15 protein-coding genes are annotated in these 14,108 nt (G+C 70.3%); 5 read left to right on the forward strand and 10 right to left on the reverse strand.

Translation table 11 applies throughout. The features are described from left to right. Nucleotides 1–139: 139 nt before the first annotated feature. Nucleotides 140–280, forward strand: coding sequence for a hypothetical protein (locus tag ABZ319_RS37335; RefSeq protein WP_354991305.1), 141 nt, complete (start codon nucleotides 140–142; stop codon nucleotides 278–280). A gap of 71 nt (nucleotides 281–351) precedes the next feature. Here the strand turns inward: ABZ319_RS37335 and ABZ319_RS37340 are convergent, their stop codons facing one another. The 4 genes from ABZ319_RS37340 to ABZ319_RS37355 all read right to left on the reverse strand — a co-directional run bounded on the left by ABZ319_RS37340 (nucleotide 352) and on the right by ABZ319_RS37355 (nucleotide 4,244). Beyond that, nucleotides 352–900, reverse strand: coding sequence for a ferritin (locus tag ABZ319_RS37340; RefSeq protein WP_354991319.1), 549 nt, complete (start codon nucleotides 898–900; stop codon nucleotides 352–354). Nucleotides 901–991: 91 nt separating this feature from the next. Continuing rightward, nucleotides 992–2,263, reverse strand: a complete 1,272-nt coding sequence (locus tag ABZ319_RS37345; protein ID WP_354991306.1) for an LCP family protein — start codon at nucleotides 2,261–2,263, stop codon at nucleotides 992–994. A gap of 395 nt (nucleotides 2,264–2,658) precedes the next feature. Next, the gene (locus ABZ319_RS37350) at nucleotides 2,659–3,456 is read right to left on the reverse strand and encodes a CPBP family intramembrane glutamic endopeptidase (protein WP_354991307.1); all 798 of its coding nucleotides are present in this window, start codon (nucleotides 3,454–3,456) and stop codon (nucleotides 2,659–2,661) included. Between the two features lie 17 nt (nucleotides 3,457–3,473). Then, on the reverse strand, nucleotides 3,474–4,244 hold the full coding sequence (locus ABZ319_RS37355; RefSeq protein ID WP_354991308.1) for a DUF2470 domain-containing protein: 771 nt from the start codon (nucleotides 4,242–4,244) through the stop codon (nucleotides 3,474–3,476). Between the two features lie 87 nt (nucleotides 4,245–4,331). On the opposite strand from ABZ319_RS37355, the gene ABZ319_RS37360 reads away from it, so the two are divergent. The 3 genes from ABZ319_RS37360 to ABZ319_RS37370 all read left to right on the forward strand — a co-directional run bounded on the left by ABZ319_RS37360 (nucleotide 4,332) and on the right by ABZ319_RS37370 (nucleotide 6,494). Next, nucleotides 4,332–4,757: a hypothetical protein gene (locus ABZ319_RS37360; protein ID WP_354991309.1), complete on the forward strand. Its 426-nt coding sequence runs from the start codon at nucleotides 4,332–4,334 to the stop codon at nucleotides 4,755–4,757. 163 nt (nucleotides 4,758–4,920) lie between these two features. After that, nucleotides 4,921–5,838 carry a prephenate dehydratase gene (gene pheA, locus ABZ319_RS37365; RefSeq protein WP_354991310.1) on the forward strand — a complete coding sequence of 306 codons (918 nt, stop codon included), beginning with the start codon at nucleotides 4,921–4,923 and terminating at the stop codon, nucleotides 5,836–5,838. Then, nucleotides 5,835–6,494, forward strand: a complete 660-nt coding sequence (locus tag ABZ319_RS37370; protein ID WP_354991311.1) for a histidine phosphatase family protein — start codon at nucleotides 5,835–5,837, stop codon at nucleotides 6,492–6,494. Before pheA ends, ABZ319_RS37370 begins: the two co-directional genes overlap by 4 nt. A 72-nt stretch (nucleotides 6,495–6,566) precedes the next feature. Here the strand turns inward: ABZ319_RS37370 and ABZ319_RS37375 are convergent, their stop codons facing one another. From ABZ319_RS37375 to ABZ319_RS37400, 6 genes are all read right to left on the reverse strand, one after another. Beyond that, nucleotides 6,567–7,400: an ESX secretion-associated protein EspG gene (locus ABZ319_RS37375; protein ID WP_354991312.1), complete on the reverse strand. Its 834-nt coding sequence runs from the start codon at nucleotides 7,398–7,400 to the stop codon at nucleotides 6,567–6,569. After that, entirely contained in the window at nucleotides 7,397–8,581 is a 1,185-nt protein-coding gene (locus ABZ319_RS37380) for a PPE domain-containing protein (RefSeq protein WP_354991313.1), read from the reverse strand. Before ABZ319_RS37380 ends, ABZ319_RS37375 begins: the two co-directional genes overlap by 4 nt. An 11-nt stretch (nucleotides 8,582–8,592) precedes the next feature. After that, the gene (locus tag ABZ319_RS37385) at nucleotides 8,593–8,904 is read right to left on the reverse strand and encodes a PE domain-containing protein (RefSeq protein ID WP_354991314.1); all 312 of its coding nucleotides are present in this window, start codon (nucleotides 8,902–8,904) and stop codon (nucleotides 8,593–8,595) included. A gap of 78 nt (nucleotides 8,905–8,982) precedes the next feature. After that, nucleotides 8,983–9,336: a metallopeptidase family protein gene (locus tag ABZ319_RS37390; RefSeq protein ID WP_354991315.1), complete on the reverse strand. Its 354-nt coding sequence runs from the start codon at nucleotides 9,334–9,336 to the stop codon at nucleotides 8,983–8,985. A gap of 85 nt (nucleotides 9,337–9,421) precedes the next feature. Beyond that, on the reverse strand, nucleotides 9,422–10,519 hold the full coding sequence (locus ABZ319_RS37395) for a septum formation family protein (RefSeq protein ID WP_354991316.1): 1,098 nt from the start codon (nucleotides 10,517–10,519) through the stop codon (nucleotides 9,422–9,424). Between the two features lie 209 nt (nucleotides 10,520–10,728). Next, nucleotides 10,729–12,315, reverse strand: coding sequence for a GMC family oxidoreductase N-terminal domain-containing protein (locus ABZ319_RS37400; RefSeq protein WP_354991317.1), 1,587 nt, complete (start codon nucleotides 12,313–12,315; stop codon nucleotides 10,729–10,731). A 332-nt stretch (nucleotides 12,316–12,647) separates the two neighbouring features. On the opposite strand from ABZ319_RS37400, the gene serS reads away from it, so the two are divergent. After that, a complete protein-coding gene (serS, locus tag ABZ319_RS37405; protein ID WP_354991318.1) occupies nucleotides 12,648–13,910 on the forward strand; it encodes a serine--tRNA ligase in 1,263 nt (420 codons plus the stop codon). Nucleotides 13,911–14,108: the final 198 nt, after the last annotated feature.

The raw sequence follows: 14,108 nt of genomic DNA on the forward strand, positions 1-14,108 counted from the left end.
TCCCCCCTCCCTTTGGCCCCCCCCGTGTTGGGGGTGTTGTGGGGTCCTTGGGGGGTCTTTTTGGTGTTGTGTTCCAACCCCCCCAAAACGGCCCGAAAATTTTGCCGGAAGAATTTTTGAAAAAACCATATTTCTTTCGTTGGGCTCGGTTACGTTCTCCTCACCCCCGGAACAGCGGGGAGTCACCCCGGAAACTCGGGGCAAACCTGATGAGGAGAACACCATGGATGCCATTCTCGGTCTGATCAAGAGCCTGTTCAGCAGCATCTCCGCGAAGTAGCAATACCGCGGTAACCCAACAGAAAAGGCCCGGTCCAGCGCAAGGGACCGGGCCTTTACTGAAATTGCGAACTAAATGGAACCGCCCGCGGCCTTCGGGGACCCGGAAGCGTCCGGCGGCGAGCTCAGCTCGCGCGCGACGAAGTTCTCCAGGTCGAACATATTCGCGCTGGCCCGGTCGGCGACCGTGAGCAGCGTATTCATGTGCGCGACTTCCTCGACCTGCTCCTTGAGGAACCACTGCATGAACTGTTCGCCCAGGTAATCGCCTTCTTCCCGGGCGGTGCTGGCGAGCTGGATGATCTGGTCGGTGACCGTCTTCTCCTGCGCCAGCGCCAGCGCGATCGGCTCGCGCGCATTCTCGAATTCCGACTTGGCGGCGTCGACGCTGGTGAAGTCGACGCTCATATCGCGGTCGAGGAAGTACTGCGTGATCATCATGGCGTGATTGCGCTCTTCGACCGCCTGCTTGTAGAAGTGCTTGGCAAGCACCGGCAGATCCGCATTGTCGAACCACACCGCGATGGCGATGTACTGGTGTTCGGCATTGAATTCATTGCGGATCTGGTCATGCAGCAAACCGTGGAACTTGCTGCGCTTGGTTTGGGTTCGGCTCGACATGCCGACGACATTAGCCCTGGTCAGAACGCGTGTCATCCAAGTGCAGCCTTATTGAGCCCAGCCTAAATGAGGCAAGTATTGCCTAATTCGACTAATTGCCGACGGTGGTGACGAGGTCCGCCGGAATGGGTTCGTCCTTGGCGAGCGCTTCGAAGAACCTGCTGGCCCGGGCCTTGTCCCAGAGCAGCACGTTGCCCGCGTCGGTGTCGTCGAACCCGGCGATCGGCACGGTCGTCGCGACCGGATCACCGGCCAGCGCCTTCCCCAAAGATGCCAGATTCCACACATGATCGCTCGTGTCGACCTTCAACGCCTTCGTCAAGCCCTGTATCAACGGCCACGACCGGAACGGGTTGATCAGCGTGCCCGGACTGGCCGCCTTCTTCAGCAGCGCGCTCAGGAACTTGCGCTGATTCAGCATGCGATCCAGATCCGCGCGCGGCGTGGCGCGGGTGCGGACGAAGCCGAGGGCCTCGGCGCCGTTCAGCGTCTGGCAGCCGGCGCGCAGGCTGAGCCCGGCGAGCGGGTCCTCGATGGCGTCGTCCAGGCACATCTCGATCCCGCCGACCGCGTCGACGATGTCGGCGAAGCCGCCGAAACCGATCTGCGCGTAGTGGTCGACGCGCAGTCCGGTCGCGCCCTCCACGGTCTCGACCAGCAGCGTCGGGCCGCCGAAGGAGAACGCGGAGTTGAGCTTGTCCTTGCCGTAGCCCGGAATGGTGACGTACGAATCGCGCGGCAGGCTGACCAGCGTCGGCTCCCCGGACTCCGGCACGTGCACCAGGATGATCGTGTCGGTCCGCTCGGAGCCGACCTCACCGCCGGTCGCGAGTTCGGATTCCTGTTCCGTCGACAGACCCGAGCGACTGTCCGAACCCACCAGCAGCCAATTGGTCCCGGGCGTGTTGGTGGGCCGCCCGGTGTAGTTGGTGAGCGCGTCGATCCGCGCCAGGTGGTTCTCGACATAGAACCCGACGCCGATCGGCAGCAGCAGGATGACCAGCAGCAACGCCAGAATCCAACGGCCCCAGTGCCGTTTGCGCCGGGGCCGCGGCGCGGGCGCGCCACCCTTGCGCCGCCGCCCCGGCAGCGCGGGCGGTGGCGGCGTTCCCCGGTCGTCGTCCCGGTACGCCTCGGGCCGCTGGGTCGGCGCGTGCGAGGCGACCGCCCGTGCCGGTCGGCGCTGTGCCGGGGCCGGCTCGTCGGCCTGCTCGTAGCGCCGGGTCTGCTGGGGCGGCGCCACGCGCGGATCCCGTTGCCCCGGACCGGCATTACGCTGCCCCGGACCGGCCGCGCGCTCGCCCGGACCCGCGGTGCGCGAGCCGGGCGCGCCGCCGCGCTGCCCGGGCGCCCCGCCGCGCATTCCCGGGTCGCCCTGTGCCGGGCCCGGATTGCGCGATGGGTTCGGGTTCCGCTGCGGTGGAACCGGATTGCGGGGCGGCTGATTCCGCTGCGGGGGTTGCGGCCCGCGCCCGTGCGGCGGCTGCTGCCGGCCGTCGGGCCGGCCGGGCCACCCCTGATTCGGGATCGGCTCATCGCGCTGCATGCGCCTGTTGCGATCAGCGGGTGGGTGCGCGCTCGGGGGTTGCCCGTGGGATGCTCCGGGGCGCTGCGGGCGAGCCGGGGGCTGCGCCGGGCGTCCCGGCGGCGGCTCCCGGCGCATCCGTGCAAAGTGCTGGGGGTCGTCGCCGTTCATCACTGTCGACTCTACGGATCGAACCGCCCGAACGGTTCATCTCGGGTGCACTTCTTTTCGCATTACGGCAGCCAGGAGACGTGACCGCGCAGTAACGCGTACCCGATATAGGCCACCGTGTCGATGAGCGCGTGGGCCAGCAGCAACGGCCAGAGACGGTTCGTACGTTGCCAATACCGGCCGAAGATCAAACCCATGACCACGTTGCCGATACCGCCGCCGAGGCCCTGATACAGGTGATAGCTGCCACGCAGCAGCGCCGACGCGAGCAGCGAGCGATTCTCGCTCCACCCGAGTGCCCGCAGCCGGGTGATCAGAAACGCGACCACCAGAATTTCCTCGGCGGCCGAGTTGGCCCACGCGGTGAGCACCAGCGTGGGCACCCGCCACCAGTACTGCAGCGAACCGGGCACGATGGTGACGCTCACCCCGAGCGCGTGCGCGGCCAAATACAGTCCGAGCCCGGGTATTCCGATGATCGCGGCCAGCGCCAGCCCGGGCAGCACGTCCGCCCGCCAGCGCAGCCGCCGCGCCAGCCCGATGGCCCGCGGCCCGATTCCGCTGCGCCACAACAGGTAGAGCCCGAGCGCGGCCCAGGCCAGCAGGCGCGTGGCGCCGATCAGCTGGAACAGCAGATCGATGGTGGACTGCGTGGCGCGCGAGGGGTTGAGCGCGACCGTCTGCCCGCCGACGCCGCCGGGGGAGAGTGCGCTCTCCAGCAGCGACAGGGCGGCCGAGGCGCCGCTCAGGCCGAAGGTGACGGCCAGCACGACCGCGATCTCGATGCGGATGGCCCGCCGCTCGGCGTCGGTCTCGGCGACCGGGAACTTCCGGGGCGGGGTGTCGGCGGCCGGGGTCATGCGGTCAATCTATGCGGTCAGATGCGATGCAGCCCGCCGCGGAACGGGTTGGCGGCCAGGGCCTGCACCGCGCGGCTGAGCGATTCCACATCGTCGGCGGGCGCGGCGAAGGGCAGCCGGATGTCGTGGTCGGCCTCGGTGCCCTCCACTCGCAGGGTGACCCCGTAGCGGTCGATGGCCAGCGGATGCACGAGCGCGCCGCGCCGCAGGCCGGGCGGCAGGTGCCGGGCCAGCCGGTCGATGACGTCGGCGTGGTCGGCGTGCAGGTGCTGCAGCCAGGCCGCTTCCATGCCGACGAACGGGTCGGGCCGGGTGTGCCGGAGTTCTTCGCGGCCAACCGAATCCGCGCCGGTGGTGTCGGCGACGACGGCGGAGTCCACGACCAGGCGCAGCAGGCTGGCGGTGTGACCGATGTCGAGCAGGGACGGGTGCGGGTGGTCCTCGGCGACGGCGGCGGCCAGGGCGCGCTGGGCGTTGGCGGGGACCGCGTGCACCCAGCCGCGCAGCCAGACCAGGGCGCGCACGGGTTCGCGCAGCGGCAGCGGCGCGTGGTCGGTGAGCTCGAGGACGGCGGGGGAGCCGGTGGTGCCGCTGCCGACGACGAGCTGGGCGGCGACCGAGTAGGTGGGGACCGCGATCACGATGTCGCCGCACTGGCGCAGCAGGTGGACGGAGGTGGGTACCGGGTCGAGGCCGGGCAGCGCCAGTACCGCGTTATCGGCGTGCGCGCAGGCGCTGTGCACACGCTCAGCGGTAGTGGGGGCGACGACCGGGGCCGTTCGGGGCATACAACACCTCCGGAATGGAATTAGGTAAACCTAAGCTAAGTCAGAGTGTGATCTTCCGCAACCCTTGCGCTCGCCTACCGTGAAGCCGTGCCCCACGATTCGCATCCCGCGCCCGAGCCGGTCTCCCTGCAATTGAGCTTTCCGGCCAAGCCCGGCGGGCAGGGCCTGACCGCCGGCCTGGTCCGGCCGGTCACCGCCGATCCCGGCGCCGTACCGGTGCTCGACCTGGCCGCCGCCGACGAAACCGTCTCGGAGTTCCTGGTGCGGATCGCGCACGGCGACACCGGTTTCATCGCCCGCACCGACTCCGGCGAACGGGCCCTGGCGATCGTGGCCGCCACCGTCGCGGCCCTGTGCGGCGACGACATCCGCCGCGCCCTGCAACGCCCGGACGTCGCGTTCCTGCGGGGACTGAAGGGCCCGGCCGTCGAGGCGCTGCGCGACATCCTGCTCGCGATCGAGACCACCGACCGCGACGCCGTGACCAGCGCCCTGACGGTCCTCGCCGACTGAGGGCTCGGCCCCGCGCGGGCCCACCCGGGGTGAAACGCTGGGCCGCGCCGCAGGCTCGGACCTCGCCGTCCGGTGGCCCTCGGAAACCGTCCCGGGCGTGGCAAACCGTTCAGGTCGAGGCAAACCGTGGGAGCCCCGCGCGGGCACAAGTAATCTCGTAGTCGTGCCGCGCATCGCCTACTTCGGGCCGTCGGGAACTTTCACCGAGATGGCCCTGGCCAAACTGGAGTCCACCGAAATATTCGGCGGGCCCGTCGAGCGCGTGCCCGCACCGAGCCAGGGCGCGGCCATCGAACTGGTCCGCGCGGGCGAGGCCGAGGGCGCGGTCGTGCCGATCGAGAGCTCGGTCGAGGGCTCGATCTCCCCGACCCTGGACGCGCTGGCCCTGGGCCCGCGCCTGCAGATCATCGCCGAAACCGAGCTGGACGTGGCCTTCACGATCGTCGGCAGGCCGGGGCTGTCGCTCGACCAGGTCCGCACCGTCGCCGCCTACCCCGTCGCGGCGGCGCAGGTGCGGATCTGGCTGGCGCACCGGCTGCCCGCCGCCGAGCTCTACACCTCCGCCTCCAACGCGGCCGCCGCCGAGGACGTGGCGGCCGGGCACGCCGACGCCGCGGTCTCGACCGCGCTCGCGGGTGAGCGCCTGGGCCTGGCGACCCTCGCTGCCGGCGTCGCCGATCACGATCAGGCCGTGACCAGGTTCGTGCTGGTCGCCCCGCCGCAGCCGGCTCCCGCCCGCACCGGCCGCGACCGCACCTCGTTCGTGCTGGAACTGGCCAACGAGCCCGGTTCGCTCATGCGCGCCTTCGCCGAATTCGCCACGCGGGGCATCGATCTCACGCGCATCGAATCGCGCCCCACCCGAACGGGCATGGGCACGTACCGCTTCTACCTGGACTGCGTCGGCCATATCGACGACGCCGCGGTGGCCGAGGCGCTGAAAGCGTTGCACCGCACCGCGGCCCGGATCCGCTACCTCGGATCCTGGCCCGCGACCTCGGCGACCGGCGCCCCGCCGCCCGCCGACGAACCCGCGGCGGCCTGGCTGGCCGATCTGAAGAAGGGGGTGGCTGATCTGTGACCGGCAAACTGATCCTGGTCCGGCACGGTGAGACCGAGGGCAATGTCGGCAAGATCCTCGACACCCGCCTACCCGGGCTACCCCTGACCGAACGCGGTGCGGGACAGGCGAAGACATTCGGTTCCGGCCTGCTCGTCCCGCCGCAGCGCCTGTTCTCGTCCGAGGCCCTGCGCGCCCGTCAGACCGGCGGCTACATCGAGGCCGCGACCGGCGTGAACCTCGAGGTGCTCACGGATCTGCAGGAGGTGCAGCTCGGCGATCTGGAGGGCCTGAACACCAGGGCGGCGCACGAGGCGTTCCAGGACGTCTACCACGCTTGGCATTTCGGTGATCTGTCCGAACGCGTCCCCGGCGGCGAATCCGGCAACGACGTGCTGGAGCGCTACGTTCCCGCCCTGGAGCGCCTGCGCGAGACCTACCTGACCGACCCGGAGGCCCCCGACCTGATCGTGGTCAGCCACGGCGCCGCGATGCGCCTGGTCTCCCGCGAATTGACCGGCGTCCCTCGCCAGTTCGCCGCCAACAACCACCTCGACAACACCGAGACGATCGAGCTCCTCCCGGTCCCCGGCGGCTGGGACTGCACCCGCTGGGGCAGCTACCTCCCGCCCTTCGCCGCCGACATCGCCCCCACCGGCGACGACCCGATGGGCTGAGCCGATCCGAGCTTCGATGCGTTCGGGCCCCGGCCGAGTGCTTGCGCGGCTGCCGGGGAGCAGCTGTCCGGCTCAGGCGGGCGGTGGCGGGAGTGGGAAGTCCTGGCGCAGGGGGAGTGTGGCGATCAGGTCCGACAGTGCCGTGCGCAGGCGGGCTGGGGTGCCGGCGGTAAGGGCCGTCCATTTCGTACCGTCGTCGGCGCGGGAAGCGGTGGCCAGCAGGCGGCCGTGGCGGGTGTCGAAGACCGCTATGTGGTTGTCGGTGACCTCGCGGGCGGCGTCGGCGTAGACGACGGCGACGATCTCGGCGTGCGAGTCGACCTGGATCAGGGCCGCGGCAAGGGTTTTCGCGTCGCGGGGCGGCTTGCCGATCAGGGCGAGGCGGTTCGCGGTGGTGGTGACGTCGGTGGCGGCGTCGTCGAACACCGGGGCCAGTTCCTCGGTGGGTGCGTTCATGCCCTCGATGTCGAGCGGGCCGGCGGGGCCGAGCGCGGCCAGGATCGTCCCCGGAAGATCGTGTCCCGCTTCGTCGATGACGTACGAGTGCGGCCCGCGAAGCGCCAGCACCTCGATGTCGTCGCCCTTGGCCAGACACAGTCGATTGACCTGCTCGCCCACGTACCAGCGCAGCGCCACCACCCAGTGCGGACGGTGCAGCACCCGCAGCCGTTCGGCCAGCTCGGGATGAATCTCGGTGCCGTCCAGCAGTTCTCGCTCGGCGAGTGACACCGCGGCGGCCGCCATGGCCGCGTCGTGATCGGCGGCGTTGTCATAGCGGCCCATGGCGTCGAGCACCACGGGCAGCTCGTCGATCCCCACCGCCTCCAGCAGATACTGCATGTCGTCGAGCGAGAGCGTCACCGCCCCCAGCAGCGACGGCCCCCGCCCCGCGCCGAGCACACTCACCTCGCGTCGCCCGGCTCGCCGCCGATCACCGCGGGCACCAGCGCGTCGCCATCGGAGAACGGCCGCTCGGACCGCCCGAATCCCTTGCCGCCGTGCGCCTCGTCCTCGTCCCGCGCGGCCTGATTGCCGAGCAGCGGGTGGGCTCCGGGGCCTTGGCGCACCGGCGCGGCCGCCGCGTTCCCCGCCCCCGCGCCGGGCATCGGTTCGGCCAACGGCGCCGCCGGCGCCAACGGCACCGCACCACCACCGATGCCGCTGCCCGCACCCCAGCCCTCGGGCAATCGCAGTGTGCCGCCGCCGTTTCCGATGCTCACCCCGCCACCACCGCCGAACCCCGCCGCGCGGATGCTCGCCGCCCCTCCGGCCGCCACCGCCGCCGCGCCGAGCCCGGCCGCGATCCCCGGATTCGCACCGGGCACGGCCTGCGTCAACCCGTTCCCCACGGCGGCGATGGCCGTCTCCGCGACGGTGCCCGCGGTGGTCGCGACCCCGGTGACCACGGTTCCCGCGGCCTGCGAAACCGCGCTCAGCACACCCGGATTGTTCGCGAACGCCGCCGCCGCGCCGAGCGCCGCCTGCACCGGACTCGTGCCGTCCCCGAACGCGTTCGCCGCAGCACCGGCCTCGGCCGACCCCGCGCCCATGGCGATCGGCGGCGGCATGAAGAACTCGCCCGGCGTGGTGACCAGCGTGGTCGTCGCGAACTCGTAGGTCTCCATGACCAGCGCGGCCCGGATGTCCAGGGCCACCTTGGCCGCCTCCGCGGCTTCGGCGGTGCCGTTGAGCGCGCCGCCGGTCGAATGTGCCGCCACCCGAGCCGCTTCCACGAGCGCGATCTCGGGCAGGCTCGGCATGACCAGCGAGGCCACGGTGTACGCGGTGGCATTGGCGGCCGTCTTGGCGGCCATGACGCCCGCCATCACGGTCTGCTGTTCGGACCACACGGTGAACCCGGTGAGCCGCCCGAGCACGTTGATGCCGTTCACCCCCTGCAACCCGACCCCGACCTCGGCCATGACGCGGGCCACCGTGGCGGTGGCGTCGGCCCATCCGGCGGCCAGGGCGCCCCACGCGGTACCGGCCGCGACGATCGGAACCGCGTGTGCCCCCGCGTTCAGCGACAGAGAATTGAGTTCGGCCATCCGGGGCAGCCAGAAGACGCCCGTGATCCCCAGTGTCATGTCGGAACCCCCTACACCGGAATAGCGGCGATCCCGGCCGCGCGCACCGCGTCCTGGATCAGGTACTGGGCGAGCTGGCTGCGCAGCGTGGCGGCGGCGTGGTGTAGTTCGAGAACAGCCTGGGCGGTTGTTCGATCGTGGCTCAGGGCAGCCTGATTGAAGTGCGCGGCGGCCAGGAAGGAGACTTCCTCGGTGCCGGAGGGCAGCACGTGGGTGGCCGGTGCGGTGGCGGCGGACAGCGCCGCGAGTCGTTCGGCGAGTAGGTCGAGCTCCAGTGCGGCCGCGAGAACGACCTCGGGCTGTACGAGGACGTGGCCAACCATGATCGAGCCCCCTTCACGAGTCTTCCCGGATATGAGATTGGACGCGCGGGTTAGCTGATCGGTTCCCCCCCGGAGCTGTCAGCCCCAACCCAGCTGATGCAGCCGGTCGTCGTCAATCCCGAAGTAGTGCGCGATTTCGTGAATCACCGTGACGGCCACCTCGTCCACCACTTCGTCCTCGCCGTCGCACATCTCCAGGATCGCGTCGCGGTAGATGGTGATGGTGTCCGGTAATGCGCCCCCGTAGTGGCTGAAGTCCCGTTCGGTGAGCGCGATGCCGTGGTACAGCCCGAGCAGATGCGGGTCCTCGTCGCTGCGCGGCTCTATGAGAACCACCACGTTGTCGATGGCCTGCGCCAACTCGGCCGGAATCAGGTCGAGTGCGTCGCCGACGAGCTCCTCGAAGCGCTCGTCGGACATGGAGACCGCCATTGCTATCCGTTCTGCGCGTACTCGGCATGGTTCCCGGCCACCGGGAGCCGCCCCCGCGCGGTGCGATTCCGCGCGGGCGGGTGATTCATCGCGGCTGCGGGATGACCGGCGGCGCGGCGCCCGGCAGCGGTTGCGGGGTGGAGCGCCCGTTGTTCGGCGGCGGCACGGGCGCCTGCCCGTCGACCAGGATGTCCCCGCGCGCGGAGCCGGTGATGGTCGCGAAGCCCTCCTGGTCCGCGCCCTTGCCGATCATGCAGTTCAGGCTGCGGCTGCCCGCGAGCCAGCTGCGCGTGTCGAGGAAATCCCAGAACAGGGTGAGCGTCTTATTGCGCAGCGCGTCGGGCGCGCCGAGATAGTCGGTGGAGTCCTTGGCGCACTGCTCCTCCATGAACTTGTCCTGCTCGTCCTTGGACGGCGGGCCCGCGGTGAAGCGGGCGGCCAGATCCACGGTCGAGACGATCTCGAAGGCGTGCGGCTGGGCGCAGGCGACCGGATCGGTGGGCAGATTGCGCGAGATGCCGATGCAGGTGCCGACGTCGTACACCTTGGACTGGCTGGTGGTGCGCACGCTGCCGCTGATGGGGTGGGTGGCGGTGCCCGCGCTGCCCGCGACCTGCAGGCCGCAGCGCAGCGTGCGCTCGCCCGCCTTCCAGCCCGCTTCACCCGGGTTGATCAGGCCGACCACGAACTTGCCGCGCGGATCGAACTTTCCGCCGAGGTAGCTCTGGGCCGCGCTGACGCAGTGTTCGTCGCGCAGTTCGGAGAAGCGCAGCGAGTCGGGGAAGCGCGACCCGTCGCCGAATTCCTTGCCCGGGTATTTGCTCAGATCGACATCGGAGGTGACCTCGAACAGGTGCTTGCTGTCGCATTCGACCTTCACCAGGTCGCTCGCGTTGGGCTTGGTCCAGCTCAGGCAATCGCCCTGGCCGGCGGTGCCGAAGGCCGCGCCCGCCACCGCGCCGGTGGGCTGGGACCCGCCGGGGGTGTGCGCCTCGACCCGGCTGGAGTCGAAGCCGGAGACGAAGAGCGTGATGAGCGCCGCCGCCACCGCGCCGACCGCGACGGCGAGCAGGCCGTAGCGCAGGGTCGGCGCCGACAGCGGACTGTCGTTGTCGAACCGCCGGCGCACGGCGTTCAGCGGTCCGAGCAGCGCCGATTTCCCCGAGCTCTGGGCCCTGGGCATCTGTGCGCGCTTAGGCGGCGGAGGCAACTGTTCGTCTGACATCGCCAACCATCATTGCAGTGATCGCCGCGCCGCGCCGCTACCGTTCGTACTTCGCACCCCCCGATTCGCGTGGATCCGCCACCCGTTCCGCGCCGTGCGGGACTGTCCGGCCCGGACACGGCCCGGGCCGGAGGCATCCCCCCGGCCCGATGTTTCCCGTGGAACCGCTACGAGGCGTAGATCAGATCCGCGGCCTTCTCACCGATCAGCACCGCGGGCGCGTGCGTGTGCCCGCGCGTGATGACCGGCATGACCGAGGTGTCCGCGATGCGCAGCCCCTCGAAACCCCGCACCCGCAGCTGCGGATCCACGACCCCGTCCGGCCCGGTGCTCATGCGGCAGGTGCCGACCGGGTGGTACAGCGTGTGCGAGTGATCCTCGAGGCAGCGCCGCAGCACCTCCTCCATCGGGGTGTCCGAGGGCACGCCCGGCTGCATGATCTCCCCGATGTGTTCCTTGAGCGCGGGCTGGCTCGCCAGGTTCGCGCAGATCCGCAGTCCTGCGAGCAGCGCGGCGCGATCGTCGGCCTCGGTGCAGTAGCGCGGATTGATGCGCGGCGCGGTGAAGGGATCGGCCGAGGCCAGGGTGATGCTGCCGAACGAGGTCGGCTTGAGCAGCACGGCCGCGAAGGTGACCGCGTGCCCGTCGGGTTCGGTCAGGCCCTCGCCGACGTACGGCGCCGGGGCGAAGATCAGCTCCAGGTCCGGCAGCGGGAGTTCGTCCCGGCTGCGGACGAATCCGTACGCCTCGCCCACGTTGGAGGTGAGCTGCCCGCGCCGGCGCAGCAGGTAGTTGGCCAGCTCCGGAATGCTCTTGTCCGCGCCGAACAGGCTGCCGCCGCGGGTGCGGTAGACGATGGGCGCGGCCAGGTGGTCGCGCAGTCCCTGCCCGACCTCCGGGGTGTGCCGCCGCACCTCGATCCCGTGGTTCTGCAGCTGATCCGCGTCGCCGATGCCCGAGAGCATGAGCAGGTGCGGGGTGTTGATCGCGCCGCCGGACAGCACCACCTCGCGGTTGGCGCGCAGCTGTTTGACCTCGTCGCCGACCCGGTATTCGACGCCGACCGCCCGGGTTCCCTCGAACAGGATCTGGGTGACGTGCGCGTCGGTGACCACGGTGAGATCGCGCCGCCGCTGCTGTGCCGGACGGATGTACGCGTCCGCGGTGCTCCAGCGCGCGCCGCGCTTCTGGGTGACCATGGTCTGCGTGAAGCCTTGCGGCTCATCCAGATTCGCGGCTTCCACCGGGTATCCGGCCTGCGCCACGGCCTGCAGGAAGTCGCCGGTGAGTCCGCGCGGGCTGCGCTGGGTGGAGATGTGCAGCGCCCCTTCGGCGCCCGGCTCGGCGACCCCGTCCAGGGTCTCCATCCGCTGGAAGTACGGAAGTACCTGCTGGAAGGACCATTCGGGCCCGGCGTGGCTCGCCCACTCGTCGTAGTCGGCGGCGAAGCCGCGGACCCACATCATGGCGTTCATGGAGGAGGAGCCGCCGAGCATCTTGCCGCGCGGCCAGTAGACCTGCCGATTGCTCAGGTCGGGCTGCGGTTCGGTGCGATAGTTCCAGTCGTTGGGGCCCTGGAAGAGCTTGGAGAACCCCGCGGGAATTCGAATGAACTTGTCCTTGTCCTCGCTTCCGGCTTCGAGGACGGCGACGCTGACGCCGGGCCGGTCACTGAGCCGGGCGGCGACGGCCGCTCCGGCCGATCCGGCGCCGACGACGATGAAATCGACTGAGCTCGGCATGTATTGGGGCATTCAGACTCCTCAGGCGAGACCGCAGAGATGACGCCGGGCGCGGCGGCGAGCCACGGCGCGGGGCGGAACAGCCCGCCACGGCGCACGAGGGTGCCGGGCCGGGCGGGTGGATTGGGCCGGACACGATCGCGGGCGCAGCTGCGCTGCCGGGCGTGTCCATGGCCCCAACTATGGGCGGACGGGCGCGTACTGGCCAGCGAAACCGCGAATCCGGCGGAATCGCCGGGCGCGGATGACCGGAATCCGCACCCGCGCGGGGGATATGGCGGGCGGCGGCGCGGGGGCCGGACCTACGGGAAATTGGGTGGCCGCCGCCCACTAGGCTGTTTCCTATGATCGACCTTCGATTCCTGCGGGAGAACCCGGACGTGGTCCGCGCGTCGCAGCGGGCTCGTGGTGAGGACCCGGCCCTGGTGGATGCCCTGCTCGCGGCCGATGCCGCGCGGCGTGCGGCCGTGGCGAACGCCGACGGGCTGCGGGCCGAGCACAAGGCGCACGGCAAGAAGGTCGGCAAGGCGTCCCCGGAGGAACGGCCCGCCCTGCTCGCCCGCGGCCAGGAGCTCTCGGCGCAGGTCAAGGTCGCCGAGGTGGGGGAGAAGGACGCCGACGCCGTCCTCGACGCCGCGCAGCGCGCCCTGTCGAACGTGGTGCAGGAGGGCGCTCCCGCCGGTGGCGAGGACGACTACGTCGTGCTCGATCACATCGGGACCCCGCGCGAGTTCGATTTCGAGCCCAAGGATCACCTGGAGCTGGGCGAGTCGCTCGGCCTGATCGACATGGAACGCGGCGCCAAGGTGTCGGGCGCGCGCTTCTACTTCCTGACCGGGTACGGCGCGCTGCTGCAGCTGGGTCTGCTGCAGCTGGCCGCGCAGCGGGCGACCGCGAACGGGTTCACGATGATGATCCCGCCGGTGCTGGTGCGCCCGGAGGTCATGGCGGGCACCGGTTTCCTGGGTCAGCACGCCGCGGAGATCTATCACCTGGAAGAGGACGACCTGTACCTGGTCGGCACCTCGGAGGTGCCGCTGGCCGGCTACCACTCGGGCGAGATCCTGGATCTGAGCGGTGGCGCCAAGCGCTACGCGGGCTGGTCGTCGTGTTTCCGTCGCGAGGCGGGCAGCTACGGCAAGGACACCCGCGGCATCATTCGCGTGCACCAGTTCGACAAGGTGGAGATGTTCGTCTACACCACCCCGGAGGAGGCCGATGCCGAGCATCGCCGCCTGCTGGCGTGGGAGCAGGAGATGCTGGCCGCCATCGAGGTGCCCTATCGCGTGATCGACGTGGCCGCCGGCGACCTCGGCAGCTCGGCCGCCCGCAAGTTCGATTGCGAGGCGTGGGTGCCGACCCAGCAGACCTATCGCGAATTGACCTCGACCTCGAATTGCACGACGTTCCAGGGCCGCCGCCTCAATGTCCGCTATCGCGACGAGAACAACAGGCCGCAGACCGCCGCGACGTTGAACGGCACCTTGGCGACCACCCGCTGGATCGTGGCGATTCTGGAAAACCACCAGCAGGCCGACGGCTCGGTCCGCGTGCCCGCGGCATTGGTCCCGTTCGTCGGCACCGAAATTCTGAAGCCGATTCGCTGAGTCCACCCTCCGCACCGAAACCTTTGCATCTGTTCTCCTGCACCGACGACCTCGCCGCCCACCCCGCACACCCGTTTTTCGTCCCCGACTATTCGGATACTCCCGCCCCGAAGTTCGCGGCCCGCCCGGTTCTGGACTGAGTGGAGCGGGGGAGCGAAGCGGAGGAGCGGAGGGAGGGAAGAACCGGGCATAGGGGGC

It is taken from the genome of Nocardia sp. NPDC005978 (genome assembly GCF_040614455.1).
In the GTDB taxonomy this organism is placed as follows: Bacteria; Actinomycetota; Actinomycetes; order Mycobacteriales; family Mycobacteriaceae; genus Nocardia.

What these genes read in the sequence shown, in the direction of transcription:
- ABZ319_RS37340 (WP_354991319.1), bottom strand. Translation starts at nt 900, where the DNA reads ATGTCGAGCCGAACCCAAACCAAGCGCAGCAAGTTCCACGGTTTGCTG.
- ABZ319_RS37345 (WP_354991306.1), bottom strand. Translation starts at nt 2,263, where the DNA reads ATGCGCGGCGGGGCGCCCGGGCAGCGCGGCGGCGCGCCCGGCTCGCGC.
- ABZ319_RS37350 (WP_354991307.1), bottom strand. Translation starts at nt 3,456, where the DNA reads ATGACCCCGGCCGCCGACACCCCGCCCCGGAAGTTCCCGGTCGCCGAG.
- ABZ319_RS37355 (WP_354991308.1), bottom strand. Translation starts at nt 4,244, where the DNA reads ATGCCCCGAACGGCCCCGGTCGTCGCCCCCACTACCGCTGAGCGTGTG.
- ABZ319_RS37380 (WP_354991313.1), bottom strand. Translation starts at nt 8,581, where the DNA reads ATGACACTGGGGATCACGGGCGTCTTCTGGCTGCCCCGGATGGCCGAA.
- ABZ319_RS37385 (WP_354991314.1), bottom strand. Translation starts at nt 8,904, where the DNA reads ATGGTTGGCCACGTCCTCGTACAGCCCGAGGTCGTTCTCGCGGCCGCA.
- ABZ319_RS37390 (WP_354991315.1), bottom strand. Translation starts at nt 9,336, where the DNA reads ATGGCGGTCTCCATGTCCGACGAGCGCTTCGAGGAGCTCGTCGGCGAC.
- ABZ319_RS37395 (WP_354991316.1), bottom strand. Translation starts at nt 10,519, where the DNA reads ATGCCCAGGGCCCAGAGCTCGGGGAAATCGGCGCTGCTCGGACCGCTG.
- ABZ319_RS37400 (WP_354991317.1), bottom strand. Translation starts at nt 12,315, where the DNA reads ATGCCCCAATACATGCCGAGCTCAGTCGATTTCATCGTCGTCGGCGCC.
- serS (WP_354991318.1), top strand. Translation starts at nt 12,648, where the DNA reads ATGATCGACCTTCGATTCCTGCGGGAGAACCCGGACGTGGTCCGCGCG.